Origin of the sequence: Planosporangium spinosum, from assembly GCF_049999945.1 — a bacterium.
Classification (GTDB): Bacteria; Actinomycetota; Actinomycetes; order Mycobacteriales; family Micromonosporaceae; genus Planosporangium; species Planosporangium spinosum.
Map to the genome: position 1 here is coordinate 206,840 of NZ_JBLYUB010000007.1, position 16,346 is coordinate 223,185.

17 protein-coding genes and 1 pseudogene are annotated in these 16,346 nt (G+C 71.8%); 16 read left to right on the forward strand and 2 right to left on the reverse strand.

The genetic code is table 11. From position 1 onward, the window contains the following. The first annotated feature begins 16 nt into the window (after positions 1-16). From murG to ACNTMW_RS12485, 9 genes are all read left to right on the forward strand, one after another. Positions 17-1,138: an undecaprenyldiphospho-muramoylpentapeptide beta-N-acetylglucosaminyltransferase gene (gene murG / locus ACNTMW_RS12445; RefSeq protein WP_426633621.1), complete on the forward strand. Its 1,122-nt coding sequence runs from the start codon at positions 17-19 to the stop codon at positions 1,136-1,138. Next, entirely contained in the window at positions 1,135-2,601 is a 1,467-nt protein-coding gene (gene murC, locus ACNTMW_RS12450; protein ID WP_426633622.1) for a UDP-N-acetylmuramate--L-alanine ligase, read from the forward strand. The genes murG and murC overlap by 4 nt, the downstream gene beginning before the upstream one ends. 8 nt (positions 2,602-2,609) lie before the next feature. Next, on the forward strand, positions 2,610-3,365 hold the full coding sequence (locus ACNTMW_RS12455; protein WP_426633623.1) for a cell division protein FtsQ/DivIB: 756 nt from the start codon (positions 2,610-2,612) through the stop codon (positions 3,363-3,365). 399 nt (positions 3,366-3,764) lie between these two features. Next, the gene (ftsZ, locus tag ACNTMW_RS12460) at positions 3,765-4,865 is read left to right on the forward strand and encodes a cell division protein FtsZ (protein WP_426633624.1); all 1,101 of its coding nucleotides are present in this window, start codon (positions 3,765-3,767) and stop codon (positions 4,863-4,865) included. 13 nt (positions 4,866-4,878) lie between these two features. Then, positions 4,879-5,625, forward strand: coding sequence for a YggS family pyridoxal phosphate-dependent enzyme (locus ACNTMW_RS12465; RefSeq protein ID WP_426633625.1), 747 nt, complete (start codon positions 4,879-4,881; stop codon positions 5,623-5,625). A 119-nt stretch (positions 5,626-5,744) separates the two neighbouring features. Beyond that, positions 5,745-6,356, forward strand: coding sequence for a cell division protein SepF (locus tag ACNTMW_RS12470; RefSeq protein ID WP_426633626.1), 612 nt, complete (start codon positions 5,745-5,747; stop codon positions 6,354-6,356). Positions 6,357-6,389: 33 nt separating this feature from the next. Then, the gene (locus ACNTMW_RS12475) at positions 6,390-6,671 is read left to right on the forward strand and encodes a YggT family protein (protein ID WP_426633737.1); all 282 of its coding nucleotides are present in this window, start codon (positions 6,390-6,392) and stop codon (positions 6,669-6,671) included. A 61-nt stretch (positions 6,672-6,732) separates the two neighbouring features. Then, complete coding sequence (locus tag ACNTMW_RS12480; RefSeq protein ID WP_426633628.1) at positions 6,733-7,530, forward strand: DivIVA domain-containing protein; 798 nt, start codon at positions 6,733-6,735, stop codon at positions 7,528-7,530. A gap of 116 nt (positions 7,531-7,646) precedes the next feature. After that, on the forward strand, positions 7,647-8,453 hold the full coding sequence (locus tag ACNTMW_RS12485) for a hypothetical protein (protein ID WP_426633629.1): 807 nt from the start codon (positions 7,647-7,649) through the stop codon (positions 8,451-8,453). Between the two features lie 380 nt (positions 8,454-8,833). Here ACNTMW_RS12485 and ACNTMW_RS12490 read toward each other — a convergent pair whose 3' ends face one another. Beyond that, positions 8,834-9,586, reverse strand: coding sequence for a helix-turn-helix domain-containing protein (locus tag ACNTMW_RS12490; RefSeq protein ID WP_426633630.1), 753 nt, complete (start codon positions 9,584-9,586; stop codon positions 8,834-8,836). Positions 9,587-9,635: 49 nt separating this feature from the next. Continuing rightward, positions 9,636-9,938 (reverse strand): putative quinol monooxygenase, encoded by a 303-nt coding sequence (locus ACNTMW_RS12495; protein WP_426633631.1) that lies wholly within the window; start codon positions 9,936-9,938, stop codon positions 9,636-9,638. Between the two features lie 668 nt (positions 9,939-10,606). Here ACNTMW_RS12495 and ACNTMW_RS12500 point away from each other — a divergent pair. From ACNTMW_RS12500 to ACNTMW_RS12530, 7 genes and pseudogenes are all read left to right on the forward strand, one after another. Continuing rightward, complete coding sequence (locus ACNTMW_RS12500) at positions 10,607-11,296, forward strand: DUF6518 family protein (RefSeq protein ID WP_426633632.1); 690 nt, start codon at positions 10,607-10,609, stop codon at positions 11,294-11,296. A 172-nt stretch (positions 11,297-11,468) separates the two neighbouring features. After that, entirely contained in the window at positions 11,469-11,813 is a 345-nt protein-coding gene (locus ACNTMW_RS12505; protein ID WP_426633633.1) for a DUF167 domain-containing protein, read from the forward strand. Positions 11,814-12,332: 519 nt separating this feature from the next. After that, a complete protein-coding gene (locus tag ACNTMW_RS12510; protein WP_426633634.1) occupies positions 12,333-12,773 on the forward strand; it encodes a TraR/DksA family transcriptional regulator in 441 nt (146 codons plus the stop codon). After that, complete coding sequence (gene lspA, locus ACNTMW_RS12515; protein ID WP_426633738.1) at positions 12,737-13,426, forward strand: signal peptidase II; 690 nt, start codon at positions 12,737-12,739, stop codon at positions 13,424-13,426. Before ACNTMW_RS12510 ends, lspA begins: the two co-directional genes overlap by 37 nt. Beyond that, entirely contained in the window at positions 13,419-14,348 is a 930-nt protein-coding gene (locus tag ACNTMW_RS12520; protein ID WP_426633635.1) for an RluA family pseudouridine synthase, read from the forward strand. Before lspA ends, ACNTMW_RS12520 begins: the two co-directional genes overlap by 8 nt. Beyond that, entirely contained in the window at positions 14,345-15,187 is an 843-nt protein-coding gene (locus ACNTMW_RS12525; RefSeq protein WP_426633636.1) for a hypothetical protein, read from the forward strand. The genes ACNTMW_RS12520 and ACNTMW_RS12525 overlap by 4 nt, the downstream gene beginning before the upstream one ends. Positions 15,188-15,509: 322 nt before the next feature. Beyond that, a pseudogene (locus tag ACNTMW_RS12530) lies at positions 15,510-16,307 on the forward strand (MinD/ParA family ATP-binding protein); the annotation flags it as partial. Between the last annotated feature and the right edge of the window lie 39 nt (positions 16,308-16,346).

Consider the following 16,346-nt stretch of genomic DNA (forward strand, 5'->3'; position numbering starts at 1 on the left):
AAGGGGAGGAGCGCAGATGGCAGGTCAGCCCGTGCGGTCGGTGGTGCTTGCCGGTGGAGGCACCGGTGGGCACATCTATCCGTTGCTGGCGTTCGCCGACTGCCTGCGGGAGCACGACCCGCGGCTGCGCATCACGTGCCTGGGCACCTCGAAGGGCCTGGAGAACGAGCTGATCCCGCCGCGCGGGTACGACCTGCGTATCGTTCCGGCGTACCAGCTGCCGCGGTCGGTCAACATGAACCTCATGCGGACCCCGGACCGGATGTGGCGGGCCGCGCGGGCGACCCGGGCGGTCCTCGACGAGGTCTCCGCCGACGTCGTGGTGGGGTTCGGCGGCTACGTCTCGGTCCCGGCCTACCTCGCGGCGTGGCGCCGCAAGACGCCGATCGTGATCCACGAGGTGAACGTGCCGCCGGGCGTGGCCAACCGGATGGGCATGCGGTTCACTCGCGACGTCGCCGTCGGCTTCCCGCACCAGGTCGAGCAGGTGCCGGCGCTGCGCCAGGCCCGGGTGACCGGCGTGCCGATGCGGCGGTCGATCACCACGCTCGACCGCGCCGAACGCCGCGCCGAGGCCCGTGCCCACTTCGGGCTGCGCCAGGACCTGCCCACGCTGTTCGTGTTCGGCGCGTCCCAGGGTGCCCGGTCGATCAACCTCGCGATGGCCGGCGCGGCGAAGGCGATCACCTCGGCGGGCGTGCAGGTGCTGCACATCATCGGCGCCCGCAACGAGCCGGTCGACATCCCGCCGGACCTGCCGGTGCCGTACGTGACCGTCAAGTTTCTGTCCGAAATGGAGCTGGGGTACGCGGTGGCCGATCTGGCCCTGTGCCGGGGCGGAGCGATCACCTGCGCGGAGACCGCGGCCTTGGGTGTGCCGGCGGTCTACGTGCCGCTACCCTACGGAAACGGGGAGCAACGCCGGAACGCGCTGCCGATCGTCAACGCCGGGGGTGGCCTGATCGTCGACGACGGCGATCTGACCCCGGACTGGATCGAGCAGACGATCGTGCCGCTGGCCCGCGATGGGGCGCGCCTCGCGACAATGAGCAGGGCCGCCGCGGCGTATGGGCGCCGGGACGGTGACGAGGCGCTGCGCGCCTTCATGTACGAAGTGGTGGGGGGGATGGGTCAGTGAACGCGGCCAAGCCCGATCAGCTCGCCGAGCTGACGGCGGAGGACCTGGGGAAGGTGCATCTCATCGGGGTGGGCGGGGTCGGCATGAGCGGCCTGGCCCGCCTGCTGCTGACCCGTGGCATCCCGGTGTCCGGCAGCGAGCTGCGGGAATGGCCGTCGCTGGCCGGGCTGCGGGCCCTCGGCGGCACCATCCACATGCAACACGAATCGTCCAACCTGGACGGTGTCGACACGGTCGTCTACTCGACGGCGATCCCCGCCGACCATCTCGAACTGGTCGAGGCCCGTGCGCGGGGGCTGCGGGTCCTGCACCGGTCCGAGGCGCTCGCGGCGGCGATGGCCGGCCGGCGTTCGATCGCGGTCGCCGGCACCCACGGCAAGACCACGACCACCTCGATGACGACGCTGATCCTCCAGCACGCCGGCCTGGACCCGTCGTTCTTCATCGGCGGTGAGATCTCCGAGACCGGCTCCAACGGGCACCACGGCAGCGGTGAGTACTTCGTGGCCGAGGCCGACGAGAGCGACCGGTCGTTCCTGGTGTACCGGCCGCACGTCGGGATCGTCACCAACATCGACGCCGACCACCTCAACAACTACGGCGACCTCGCCGGTCTGGAGGACGGGTTCCTCGAGTTCTGCCGCCGGGTCGACCCGGACGGGTTCGTGGTCACCTGCGCCGACGATCCCGGTGCGCGGCGGCTGGCCGAGCGGGCCCGGGCGGAGGGCATCACCGTCTACACCTACGGCGAGGCCCCCGACGCCGATCTGCGGATCACCGAGGTGGTCTCGTCGGTCACCGGCGTGCGGTACATGGCGGCGCTGGACGGCGTGTCGCTCGGGGAGTTCTCGCTGCGGGTACCGGGCCGGATCCTCGGCATCAACTCGGCGGCGGGCGTGCTGACCGCGCTGCGGCTGGGCGTCGAGCCGGAGAAGATCGTCGAGGCACTCGACAGCTTCACCGGGGTGCGCCGCCGCTTCGAGCTCAAGGGCATCGCCGCCGGCGTGCGGGTGTACGACGAGTACGCCTACCACCCGACGTCGATGACGGCCGCGATGAACACGCTGCGCGAGATCGCCGGTGACGGGCGGCTGATCGTGGTGTTCCAGCCCTACCGGGTCTACCGCACCCGGGACAACCAGGCCGAGATCGCGGCGGCGCTGGCCATCGGCGACGAGGCGATCGTGTTGGAGGTCTTCGGCCCGGGCGAGGTCCGCGAGCCGGGTGAGGGTGGCGTCGCGCTGACCGCGGCGGTCGGCCTGCCCGACGACCGGAAGGCGTTCGTACCCAACTGGGACGACGTGCCGGCCGAGGTCGTGCGCCGGGCGCGCGAGGGCGACGTGGTCGTGACGATGGGCGCGCCGCCGATCTCGCTGATGGGCGACCAGCTGCTCGCGGCGCTGGAGTCGTCGGTCGAGTCCGCTGGCAACGGGTACGTGGCGCGGCACGCCCGCGCCGAGTAGGGGAGTAGTTGAGCAGCAGGTGGCGGCTGGTCCGGGCGCGCCGGGACGCCGTTCCGCCCTCGGTACGCCGGTTCTCCCAGCGGGCCCGCCAGCGTCGGCTGCGCGCCGCCCGGCCGTGGCTGGTGGCGGCCGGCGTCCTGATGCTCCTCGCGGTCGCCGCCGGGGTGGGCTACGCCACCCCGCTGCTCGGGGTGGCCGAGGTCCGGGTGACCGGCGCCCGGCTGGTCACGCCCGCGCAGGTCCGCGCGGCTGCCGGGGTGGCGCGCGGCACACCGCTGGTGCGGGTGGACCTGGCCGCGGTCTCCGGCCGGGTCGGCGGGCTGGCCCCGGTGGATCGGGCGACGGTGACCCGGTCCTGGCCGCGCACCCTCGTGGTACGGGTCGTCGAGCGCACCCCGGTCGCCGCCGTACCGGCGGGCGACGGCTACGTGGTCGTCGACCGCACCGGGACCGTGTTCGACCGGGCCGCGGCGGCGCCGGCCGGGTTGCCCGTGGTCCGGGTGCCCGCCCCGGGCCGGAACGACCCGACGACGCGCGCCGCGCTGACCGTCCTCGCCACGTTGCCGGCGGGGTTGCGGGAGCCCATGGCGGCGCTGGTGGCCGACGCACCGGCCCGGATCCGCCTGGAGTTGCGGGACGGCCGGCAGATCGTATGGGGCGACGCGACCGATAGTGACGCGAAGGCGCGGGTGGCGTTGTCGTTGCTGGCGTCCGGCAAGAAGGTGATGGACGTGAGTGCGCCGTCGGTGGTCACGATCCGCTGAGCCACCGGCCGGATCGGGTTCGCCGGCCGGTCGTCCGGGCCGTCGGCACCTCGGCGCCGGCCGGTCGTGCGGTCCCGGTCGGCGGGTCGTCGGCGACCCGCCGCCGGTCGTCGACGGTGGTCACCGGTTCGGCCCGCGAATCGCGGAACGTCGCCGATGTTTATTGACGGATGACCCGACGGCGACACGCCGACGCCGGTCCTTGGATGACGCGGTGACGGCACATACCTTTCCCCAAGGCATTAGTTGACATAACTATAAGCCTCTAGTAAAGGGTGAGAGTTTCGCGACTCGCGCCCCGTCTGCACGAAGCGGACGCCGTCGGTGAAGGCCGCACCCGATGCGGACCTCCTCATTCCGACCGGTACCCGACGATTCTCGAGGGAAAGGCACGTCCCGATGACACACCCGCACAACTACCTGGCGGTCATCAAGGTCGTCGGCATCGGTGGCGGCGGCGTCAACGCCGTCAACCGCATGATCGAGGTCGGGCTCAAGGGCGTCGAGTTCATCGCGATCAACACGGACGCGCAGGCCCTGTTGATGAGTGACGCCGACGTCAAGCTCGACGTCGGGCGTGAGCTGACGCGGGGCCTCGGCGCCGGCGCCCAGCCCGAGGTCGGCAAGAACGCCGCCGAGGACCACCGTGACGAGATCGAGGAGGTGCTCAAGGGCGCCGACATGGTCTTCGTCACCTGTGGCGAGGGCGGCGGCACCGGCACCGGTGGTGCCCCCGTGGTCGCCAACATCGCCCGCAAGCTCGGTGCGTTGACGATCGGCGTGGTGACCCGGCCGTTCTCCTTCGAAGGCAAGCGGCGCCAGGTGCAGGCCGAAGCCGGTATCGAGGAGCTGCGCAACCAGTGCGACACGCTCATCGTCATCCCGAACGACCGGCTGCTCGCCCTCGGCGACCGGGGCATCAGCATGATGGACGCCTTCCGCCAGGCCGACCAGGTGCTGCTCTCCGGTGTACAGGGCATCACCGACCTGATCACCACGCCGGGTCTGATCAACCTCGACTTCGCCGACGTCAAGAGCGTCATGAGCGGTGCGGGCAGCGCACTGATGGGTATCGGTAGCGCCCGCGGCGACAACCGCGCGGTGGAGGCGGCCGAGGCCGCCATCTCCAGCCCGCTGCTGGAGCAGAGCATGGACGGCGCGCGGGGTGTCCTGCTGTCCATCGCCGGCGGTTCGGACCTGGGCCTGTTCGAGATCAACGACGCGGCGCAGCTGGTCACCGACGCCGCGCACCCCGACGCCAACATCATCTTCGGTGCCGTCATCGACGATGCTCTCGGCGACGAGGTGCGGGTCACCGTCATCGCCGCCGGCTTCGACGGCGGTGCGCCGGCCTACAAGCCGGCCGAGCCGCCCCGCAAGGCGCCTCAGCCGACCGAGCCGACCACCCCGGCCCCGGCGCGGCAGGCCCCGCCGGCCACGCCCCGCCGGGTGCTCTTCGACGACGTGGACGTGCCCGACTTCCTGAAGAACGGCGCCTGAGTACAAACGGGGTATGGACATTACCGCGCACTCCGACGCCGACCCGCGACGCGCGGAGTTGGCGCAGCGACTGTCGCAGGTCCGTGACCGCATCGCGGCCGCCTGCACGGACGCCGGTCGGGATCCGGGTGAGGTGACGCTGGTCGCGGTCACCAAGACCTACCCGGCCGGCGACGTGCGGCGCCTGGCCGACCTCGGCGTGCGTGACGTCGGGGAGAACAAGGACCAGGAGGCCGCGCCGAAGGCCGCGGAACTGGCCGCGGCCGGGGTGCCGGTGCGCTGGCACTTCGTCGGGCAGTTGCAGCGCAACAAGGCCAGGTCGGTCGCGGGGTACGCCGATCTGGTGCACTCGGTCGACAGTGTCCCGCTCGCGGCGGCGCTGGATCGGGCCGCGGCCCGGTACCGGGAGCGGCCGTTGGACGTCCTCGTGCAGGTCAGTCTGGACTCCGACCCGGAGCGCGGCGGGGCCGTGAGCGGCGCCGCCACACCCGAGCGCGACCTCGACCGGGTCGTGGCGGCGGTGGCCGGGTCGTCGGCGCTGCGCCTGCGCGGCGTGATGGCAGTCGCGCCGTTGAGCTGGGATCCGCGGTCGGCGTTCGACCGGCTCGCCGAGGTGGCGCACGTGCTGCGCCGGGAACACCCGGCGGCCACCGTCGTCTCCGCCGGGATGAGCACCGATCTGGAAGCCGCGATCGCCGCAGGCGCGACACATGTCCGGATCGGCAGCGCGTTGCTCGGGAAACGCCCGCCGCTGCGGTAGCCTCGGCAACGGGACATCGAAACTACACCAGTGTGGTTTTGACGCTGGCGCCGGCGGGTGCCGGCGGGGGTCGGGGGTACGGCACGGGGCAGTGCCGCATGAACTTTAAGGGGCGCGGCGTGGGTGCAATGCGGAAGGCAGGGGTCTGGCTCGGCCTCGTGGAGGACGAGGATGAGCGCGCCTACGGTGAGCGCGGCTACGACGAGCGTGGTTACCGGTACGGCGAGGACTTCGCCGACGAGGACGAGGTGGAGGAGCAGGTGCTCACCTCGACCCGGACCCGGGTCAGCGAGCGCCTGGCCGCCGAGCGGGAGGCCCGCGCCGAACGGTCGACCGTGCGGTCCATCGCTCGCTCGGCGTCGCCGACGGTAAGCTACCCGACCCGGGAGAACCTGGCTCTCACGCCGCGCGTCAGTGAGCGTCCGGCGATTCAGGCAGAAGAGGACGAGCGTCGATACCAGATCACGACGCTGCACCCGACCACGTACAACGAGGCCCGCACCATTGGTGAGCATTTTCGCGATGGCGTACCAGTCATCATGAATCTCACCGAAATGGACGAGGCAGACGCTAAACGACTGGTTGATTTCGCCGCCGGGCTAGCATTCGGCCTTCGCGGTACGATCGAGCGCGTCACCAACCGCGTGTTCCTGCTCTCGCCGGCCAATGTCCAGGTCACGGCAGAAGACAAGGCGAAGATCGCCGAGGGCGGGTTCTTCAACCAGAGCTGAGCGAGGGTCCGGGCCATCGTGTTTTCGGTCACCATGCAGGTCGTCTACCTGCTGCTGTACGCCTTCTTCCTGATCCTCCTGGCGAGGTTCGTGATGGGGGCGGTGCTGCAGTACGGACGCCGGTGGCACCCGGGACGTGGGGCGGCCGCGGCGCTCGAAGTTGTCTGGAGCGTCACCGATCCGCCCCTTAATGCGTTGAGGCGAGTGATCCCGCCGCTCCGTATTGGTACGGTGAGTGTGGACCTAGCCTCGCTCGTGCTGCTGGTTATCCTGTTCGTGCTGATGAACGTCGTGGTACGGCGCCTGATCTACTGACTGTCCGTTGACAGTCGGTAACGACGGCGCCACGCGGCCGCAACTGACCCGAGGAGTTTCGATGCCGCTCACCCCGGCCGACGTCCACAACGTCGCATTCAAGAAGCCCCCCATAGGGAAGCGGGGGTATGACGAGGAGGAAGTCGACGCCTTCCTGGACGAGGTCGAGCGCGAACTCGCCCGTCTCATCGAGGAGAACAACGAACTGCGGGCGCAGGCCGAGCGGGGCGGTGGCCGCAGCGTCGGCGGTGGCGGTGCCACGGACGCACGCCTGGCCGCCGAGCTCGCGGAGCTGCAGAGCCAGTTCGACCGTGTCCAGCGTGAGAAGGTGGCGGCGGAGCAGGCGGCCCGCAGCATGCAGGCCGAGCTCGACCAGATCCACGCGCAGGGCGGAGCCGTCGTCGGTGGCGGAGACGGCGAGCAGCAGGCGCTGCGGGTGCTGATGATGGCGCAGCGCACGGCTGACGACCACGTCAACGACGCCCGCCGGGAAGCTGACAATGTGCTGTCCGACGCCCGGACGAAGGCCGAGGAGGTCACCCGCGAGGCGCGGGCCAAGGCCGACGCCCTGGAGCGGGACGCCCGCCAGCGTCACCAGGAGGCGATCGCCGGGCTGGACGCCAAGCGCACCGCGCTGCAGAAGCACATCGAGGAGCTCAAGCAGTTCGAGCGCGAGTACCGCACCCGCCTCAAGGCCTACCTGGAGAGCCAGCTGCGCGACCTGGGCGCCCGGGCCCAGGGGCTCGAGGCGGACCTCAACCGGGCCGAGAACGGCCGGTCGGTCGGCGGCAACTCCGGTAGCCTGGCGACGCTCGCCGGTGCGTACGGTGGCCACTCCGGCATCGACGGCGGGCGCTGACCAAGGCCCCACAGCGGCGCGTCGCACCCGCGGCACGCCGCTGTGCCGTCGCCTATCCGAGGTTCGTTCGCTAGGCGAGCCGACCGATCAGGGACGACTGCCCCGGAGGGCTGGCCGTGATAGTCGGAAGTCTACTGCTCATCCTGGGTTCGATCGTGCTCCTGGCGGTGGGGCTGGCAGCCGGCTCCAACGCCTACCTCGTGGGGTCGATCGCGGCGAGCCTGCTCGCCGCGATCGCGCTCGTGGTGGGTAGCCGTAAGGCGAACGTGGACCAGGTGCGGCCGGACGACGGCCGCGACCTCGTCGACGACGTGGTGGCCGACGACCTCGGCGACGATCGAGACCTCGTCGATGACCTCGGCGACGATCGCGACCTCGTCGACGACGTGGTGGCCGACGACCTCGCGGAACCCGGCGACCACCGCCAGGACCGGGATGCGCCGTCCACGCAGGTGATCCCGGCCGCTCGGGCCGACGCCGACGGACGCCCCGACGACGGCGGAGCGGCGCGCCGCCCGCTGGTCGCCGCGCAGCAGCCGGCGGCAACCACGCCGCGGTCGGTCGTTCCCGCGCAGGGCGGCGGGCCGGACGCGAGCGGTTCCCGGCCGGGCGGGGCGGCACCGGACGGGGCCGCCCCGGACGACCTCGACGACGACGAGCCGGCGGACGAGCCGGTGGCCCAGCAGGTGTCGGCCGCCGACGCGGCCCGGCTGGCCCGGATGAGCACCGAGGTACTTGTCGTGGACGGCCGGCCGCGTTACCACCTGGCCGGGTGCGTGCACCTGCTCAGCCGCCCGCGCGAGGCGCTGCCCGTGCACGAGGCGGTCGAGCTGGGTTTCACCCCGTGTGGGCTGTGCGAGCCCGTCAGTACGCTGCTCGCGGAGGCCGCCGACTCCGACGCGGCGCGGGCCCGCGCCGAGTAGGGGCGGACCAGACCGACACCCGACGCGGTGACGAGTTCACCCTGACCACACTCCACGTCCGACTCCTCCCGGACGGGCGCCTCGCGGCGAAGGCCTACGGTCCTACGGCCGACCGACCGGCGGCGGCCGCGGCACGTACGTCTCGTTCCCCGTGCCCGACAGGCCCGAGCTGGTGGCTCTGGTCGACCAAGTTGCCATCCGCGCCGGCGCGCTGTGGGCCGCCCACCGCGGTCTCAGCTGAAGGTTCGGCTGAGGTGACCCGGCAGGTGGGTCGACCCACCAGCCTCGTAGACGTACGCGTTGCAGGAGACGCGACCTGAACCGCACCGGGCACCCCCTCGGCGGCAGATGCGGTTATGCGGCGGCCGGGCCTGGTCCGGTCAGGGCCGGAAGCTGGCCCGGTACTCGGTGGGCGTGCGGCCGGTCAGCTCCTGGAAGGCGGCGTTGAACGCCGACAGCGAGGTGTAGCCGACCAGAAACGCAATCGTGGTTACCGGGGTGTCGCCCGCGGCGAGTTCCTCGATCGCGCGCAGCACCCGCATCCGGCGCAGGGCTGCCCGCCAGGTCATGCCGGTCTCGTCCGAGAACCGCCGGGCCAGCGACCGTGGTGCGAGGCCGACCTCGTTCGCCAGGTCCGCGAAGTGGACCTCACCGCCGAGCCGCTCCTCGGTCAGTTCCAAGGCTCGGCGCAGTTCCGGTGACCGCCCCACCGGCACGACGACCGGACTCGGCTGCTCGGCGAGCCGCCAGGTTACCGCGGCGAGCGCGGCGAACAGCGTCTCGGCGTACGCCGTGAGGGGTTGGACGCTGTCGCCCCACGTGCCACATTCGGTCACCAGGGCGCGCGCCAGAGGGCTGAGGTCGAACACGGTCAACGGTGCGGGCGGTGCCGGCGCGAATCCGGTGTCGAACAGCACCGACGCGGTCGTGGCCGGCTGCGGGATGCTCACCCGGATCGGCCGGCCCGCCTCGATCAGAGCGGCCCGGGCCGGTGGCAGCAACCATGCCCGGCCCTGCGCCTCCAGCCGGAGGGCACCGGTGGAGGCGCAGAGCAGGTAGTGGCGGTCCACGCAGAGATCGCGAGCGGGTTCCGCCGCGAAGCTGCGGACGAAGCTGTACGCCTTGCGGGTCATCGATGGTCTCGCACGAGGCGATCGTAGGAGTCCGCCACTGCGATGCCGGTCAGGCGGCCGTCTCCAGCAACTCGGCGCGGAAGCGCCGGCTCACCGGCGCCCCGGTCATGATCGGCCGGAGCACCTCGCCGAAGCGCGCGAAGGAGTCCGACCTCAGATAGCCCTCGAACGACGCCTCGTCGTCCCACTCGTGGACGATGGTGATCCGGGTTTCGTCCTCGCGGGAGGCGTAGACCCGGAAGGCGAGGTTGCCGGGCATGGCACGCACCCGGTCGCGCTCGCGGTCAAGCGGGGCGAGGGCGGCCGGGCGGTCGGTGGCAGCGGTGCTGATGTCGACGATGGCGATAAGCACGATAGATCTCCTGAATCGGACGGCGACTGCCGCGGATGGGATGCCCCGATCCTCGCGCGGCGCCTGCTTGGCCAGCCGCCGTCAGACGGACGCGTTCGCGCTTCCATCGGCCGGACCCGTTCCCACTGAGATCCCCCCGCTTTCGCGGAGCGGTTGATGTTTCCCGGGTTCAGTGGAGCCAGGTTGGTTGACTCGTCAGGCTCGTCACTTGTAAGGAGAGACGTGCCGAGAAGCTATCCGCCCGAGTTCCGCCGCGGTTCTCATCGGTGTGCTGGCGTCGACGAGTGCATGTGCCGTGGCCGAGGAGCCGCGATACGGCCCGGACAAACGCGCCGTCAGCGAATATCGCGAGGAGTCGGAGGCGCTTCAGCTCGCACCGGGCTGGCACTGGCCCGCGCCGCCGAGCTACCCCGACACCGTCGACGGCCACCCGATGAAGTACGAAATCAACATGGGCCGGGTGGACGCGGCCTGGTTCTGGCACTGCACCTGGGCACGGACCTATCTCGCCGCGACCGATCCACCGTCCAGGGACGCCGCCCTAGCCGGGGTGATGCTCTCGAACGGCAGCGGCGCGACAAGGTACTCGCAGACGTCGGCAACGGCGACACCGGAAGCTTCCGGCAGATCATCGACCCGAACTGCCCCGAGAACGCGGAGAGCGCTGCGTGAATGCCCGGGTGCCCGTGGCGCTCGGTGCCGGCCTCGGCGTCGCCGCGTACCTCCCCGACCTGCTGGACGACTCGGTGGCGCCCTACGTCAACCCACTGTTCAGCTCAGGATTCGCCTGGGGGCTCGTCGCCCTCGTCGCCGGGTACACGACGCGGCGGCCGAGGTCCTCGATCGTGGCCGGTGCGGCAGCGCTCACGATCGCCACGTTCGTCTACTACCTGCTCATCGTCGCCGGTCAACGCTGGTATGTCGACGCGTTGAGCAGCGCGGACGGGATGGCGACGATGGCCGGGCTGCGATCGGTCGGCCGGTCGGTCGTATTCTGGACCGCCGGTGCGCTCATCGGTGGCGGCACGCTGGGACGGCTGGGCCACGTCGTCCGCCACGCGCCGGCGTCACAGGGCTCGGTCGCGATCGGCGCGACCCTTGGCCTGCTGTCCGGGGAGGCGATCAGCATCCCGCTCGTCTACAGCTCGGTCTGGGACGCGCCGCTGGACCCGTTCAGCCTGGCCAAGCTCGTCCCGTCGCTGGCACAGCTGGTCCTCGGCGTCGCCACGGTCGCCGTCCTGACCCGCATACGCGACCGGCCGACGATGTGGCGCCTCACCGTGCTCGCCGCCGCCGCTTCCGTCGTCGTCGCCGTGATCCTCTGGTATGTGCTCCTGACCGTACGGATGAGCCTCTGATCGTCAGCTCCGGGCGTCCACGATGAGCAGGCCGACCGCGTCGATCGGCAACTGCTCAACTACCGATCGTGTACCTGGCCAAGGCCGAGCGTCAGCGGGCGGGGCCGCCGATCCACGCCGCGGCGAGTCCGGCGACGACGGCATGCTCGACGGTCCAGGCGCCGCGTTGAGTATGGTGAGGCGACTAGGGCCCTACTTTTCGGATCCGGGTGAGAATAGGCACGTGGTCACGATCGCCGTCCGGGTCAAGCCCGGCTCCGCGCGTACCCGGGTGGGCGGCGGCTACGCCGGACCGTACGGTCCGGCGTTGGTCGTGGCGGTACACGCGCCCGCGGTGGACGGCCGGGCGACCGAGGCGGCGCGGCGCGCCCTCGCCGAGGCGCTGGGCCTGCGCGCGTCCGCGGTGACGCTGCGGAGCGGAGCGGCGAGTCGGGACAAGCTGTTCACCGTGGCGGAGCCGCCTACCGACCTGGAGGACCGGGTACGGCGGCTGCGTGAACCCGCGGGTGGGCCGTGAACCGCCGCGGCACGGCCAGGTTTCCCCCCGGCGCAGTCCGATTCCCGACAGTCAAGGATTGAACGCGCGGTCGGTTGGGTATGGAACGCCGATAACTTGAGGCGGGGTGTGCACGGGCATTGCCGGAAGTGGCAGCCCGACCCGCCGTTATCGCGTGGCACGTTTGTCGGACGTACACACGTTCCGTATTCTTGCCACTCTCTGGAGTGCGCGGCGGCCCCCGTCGCGCGCCCGTTTTGCATCTGGGGGGACGCCATGGCCGCTGAGGCGAACTCGGCGCGGCGGGTCGGTGCGCGGACCCGCCCTGCTGAGCAGGGTACGACGGGCGGCCGCCGAACCGGAACAGCCACGGCCGAACGCGTGAGCAAAACGACTTCCCCGCCGGGCGTCGCGCCGCTCCCCGGTGCGTCCTCGACCACGACGACCCGACGGCATCGCCCCGCGCCGGCCGGGACATCCGCACCAACCCTTGCGCAGCCACCGGTAACCGCCGCGACCATCGCGGCCGAGGGAGCGACTATGGCTAAGACCGCCGACAGCAAGACCGCCACCCAGACGGGCGAGACCAGGACCGGTACGGGCAAGGCGCCGCGTGTGCGCTCGGCGGCGGAGACCGAGAAGATCCGGGCCGCCCTGTCCGAGCGCCGCGACGAACTGCAGACGGAGTACGAGCAGACCCTGTCGGAGATCGCCGAGTTGCAGCGCGACCGGTTGACCGACTCGGCCGGTGACGACCAGGCCGACACCGGCACCAAGACGTTCGAACGCGAACAGGAGATCTCGCTGGCCAACAGCATCCTGGAGCGGATCAACCAGGTGGAGCGGGCGCTGGAGCGCCTGGACGCCGGTACGTACGGCTTCTGTGAGCGGTGCGGCAACACCATCCCGGTCGAGCGCCTCGCCGCGTTCCCGTCGGCTACGCTCTGCGTCACCTGCAAGCAGTTGGAGGAGCGGCGCTGAACGGGGAGGACACGGTGGTCACCGACCGGAGCCCACAGCGGGCGGACGAGCCGAGTGGCGACCGGCCGGACGAGACGGCCGTGGCCGGCACCACCAGTGGGCGCCGGGCGGTCGCCGCGCGCCGGGCGGTCGCCGTGCTCGCCGCGACCGGCGCCGTCGCGCTGCTGCTCGACGTGCTCACCAAGCAGTGGGCGGTCAGCGCGCTGACCGGTCGGGAGCCGGTGCGGCTGCTGGGCGGCGTGGTCTACCTCGACCTCATCCGCAACAGCGGCGCCGCGTTCAGCCTCGGCACCCGGTTCACGTTCGTCTTCCCGATGATCACGCTGGCCGTGGTGGGCTGGATCGGATGGACGGCCCGGCGGCTGCGGTCGGCGCCGTGGGCGGTCGCGCTCGGGCTGGTCCTGGGCGGGGCGCTGGGCAACCTGGCCGACCGGATCTTCCGGGCACCCGGCCCGATGGTCGGGCACGTGGTCGACATGATCAGCGTGTTCGGCCCGAACGCCCAGTACTTTCCGGTGTTCAACGTCGCGGACTCGGCGCTGAGCGTCGGCGTGGTGCTCGCCGTGCTGCTCGAGTTGACCGGACGGCGCATGGACGGTACCCGTGCCCGGGAACGCGACCAGGTCACTGTGCCAGACTCCGCCCGTGGCTGACGTTCGTTCCCTGCCCGTGCCCGACGGCCTCGACGGCCTCCGGCTCGACCAGGCGATCTCGCGGCTGTTCGGGTTGTCCCGCACGGTGGCCGCCGCCATCGCCGAGTCCGGTGACGCCCTGATCGACGGGGTGCCCCGGCCGAAGTCGGACAAGGTCACCGCCGGCGCCTGGCTGGAGGTGACCCTGCCGTCGCCGGAAGCCCCCGCGCCGGTCAAGCCCGCGCCGGTGGCCGGCCTCTCCGTGATCTACAGCGACAACGACATCGTCGTGGTGGACAAGCCGGTCGGCGTCGCCGCGCACCCCAGCCCCGGCTGGACCGGCCCGACCGTGATCGGCGGCCTCGCCGCGATGGGGCACACGATCGCGACCAGCGGCGCCGCCGAGCGCCAGGGCGTGGTCCACCGGCTCGACGTCGGCACCACCGGGCTGATGGCGGTGGCCAAGAGCGAGCGGGCGTACAGCGTGCTCAAGCGCGCCTTCAAGGCCCGCGAGGTGGACAAGCGCTACCACGCGGTGGTGCAGGGCCACCCCGATCCGCTGCGCGGCACCATCGACGCGCCGATCGACCGCCACCCCCACCACGACTACAAGTGGGCCGTGGTGTCCGGCGGGCGCCCAAGTGTCACCCACTACGACACGATCGAGGCGTTCCCGGCGGCCAGCCTGCTCGACATCCACCTGGAGACCGGGCGTACCCACCAGATCCGGGTGCACTTCTCGGCGCTGCGCCACCCGTGCGTCGGCGACCTCACGTACGGCGCCGACCCGACCCTCGCCGCCCGGGTGGGGCTGGACCGGCAGTGGCTGCACGCCCGGTCGCTGGGGTTCGTGCACCCGACGACCGACGAGTACGTCGAGTTCACCAGCGACTACCCGACTGATCTGGCGCACGCCCTGTCGGTGCTGCGCGGGCAGGCATGAGCGCTGGTGACCCGCGGCCGTCGCCGGCCGGCGTGCTGGCCCGGCTGCGCCGCGGTGCCCGGCAGGTACGCGGCCTCGTGCTGGTGGCGGCGCTCGCCGCCCTCGCCGTCACCGCGCTGACGGCCTGGCAGATGTCGCGGACGACCGGTGGCACCGGCGGCGGCACGGGCGGTGGTGACGTGGTCCGCGTCGGGGTCGGCGACGGCGACTCGGTGCCCGCCTACGCCGACCGCAGCCGTGCCGAACTGGCCCGGCTGGTCGCGGCCGGCGGATCGGGCCAGCCCGGCGGGCCCGGCGAGGTGGTGGCGCTGGTGACCCTGCGCGGGTACCTGGCGCCCGACCAGCTTTCCCCGGTACTCGACGGGATCGCGCTGACCCAGGTGTACGCCCGGGTACCGGCGCCGCAGCTGCAGACCCAGATCGTGCGGCTGGACGCCTACCGGGTACCCGACGACGTCGTCGCCGGGATGGACCGGGTCGCCGCGCGCAAGGAGTCCGAGGCGGCCGATTACGGGCGGCTGGTCACCGGCCTCGGCAACGGCACGAAGGAGAACGACCTGCGGGCGGTGTACACGGCCGGTCAGCAGATCGCCACGACGGAGGCCGCCGCGTACCGCGCGCACTGCGCCTGCGTGTACGCCGCCGTGGTGCGCGCCACCCCGGCCGCACTCGACCGGCTGGCCGGCCGCGCCGAGGTACGAATGGTGGATCCGGCACCGGAGGTGCGGCGGCTGGACCGGGCGGTGTTCCTGCCGCCGCTGCCCGAACAGCGCGACCGGGTCGGCCCGGTGGACAACTCCGCCTCGCCGGTAGCGTCCCCGACCGTCGGGGGGCGTTGAACCCACCGGGTCACATTGCCCGTATGAACATTTCGAGTGTGGTCGGATATCGATCGAGTCCGTAGCCTATGGGGGCGACACGCAGGTGGCAGGAGGGCGAGCGTTGGAGCGCACCGAGGCCGGCTGGGGTCGGTCCGTCGAGCCGACCCCGCGGTGGCGGTCACTGCTCGACCGTGCGCTGCTCGGGCGCTCCGGTGAGCAGGTCCTCATCGACGTCGATCGCACACCGTCCGCCGCACCGGTGCGTCGACCCGACGGCGTCGACCCGGCCCGCCGGCCGTCGTTGCGGTGGCAGTCCGCGCCGAGCCCCGACGACGTCGACCGGCAGGCGACGGTGCTCCGCGCCGACCTCGGTGGCCCGCGGGTGCTCGCCTTCGCCAACCCCAAGGGCGGGGTGCACAAGACCACCGCGACCGTGCTCGCCGCCGCCACCGCGGGCAGCGTGCGCGGCCGTGGCGTGATCGCCTGGGACGACAACGAGCTGCGCGGCACGCTCGGCCTGCGCGCCGGCAGCGCCCGGCACGCCCGTACCATCCGGCACCTGCTCGCCGACCTCGTCGAGATCGAGGCGTGCAGCGGGTACGAGCTGACCGACCGCCTCGACGACTACCTGCGGCACGCCTCCGACGGCACCTACGACGTGCTGGCCGGCGAGGAGAACCCGCGCTTCGCCCAGCAACTCGACCCGTACACCGTGCGTCGGGTGCTCGAGCTGCTGTGCCGTACCCACGACCTGATCTGCGTGGACACCGGCAACAACGTGGAGAGCCCCAACTGGCGCACGGTGATCCAGATGTCCGACCAGCTCGTGGTCACCACGGTGCCACGCGAGGACGCCGCGTTCAGCGCCGACTGGATGCTCGACCTGCTCGAGGACGCCGGTCTGGGATCCATGGTCCGCAACGCGGTGACGCTGCTGTCGTGCCCGACGCCCGGCAAGTCGCCGCTGCTCGACGACCTGACCGAGCACTTCGGGCGGCGTACCCGGGCGGTCGCCGTGGTGCCCTACGACCCGCAGCTGGAGACCGGTTCCAACATCGAGTACGGGATGCTGCACCCGGCCACGAAGCGCGCCTGGCTGCGCGCGGTCGCCACCATGGTGGAGCCGTTCGCCCGCTGACCCACGCCGTCTCATGGCCGTCGGCTGATCCGCCCGTCG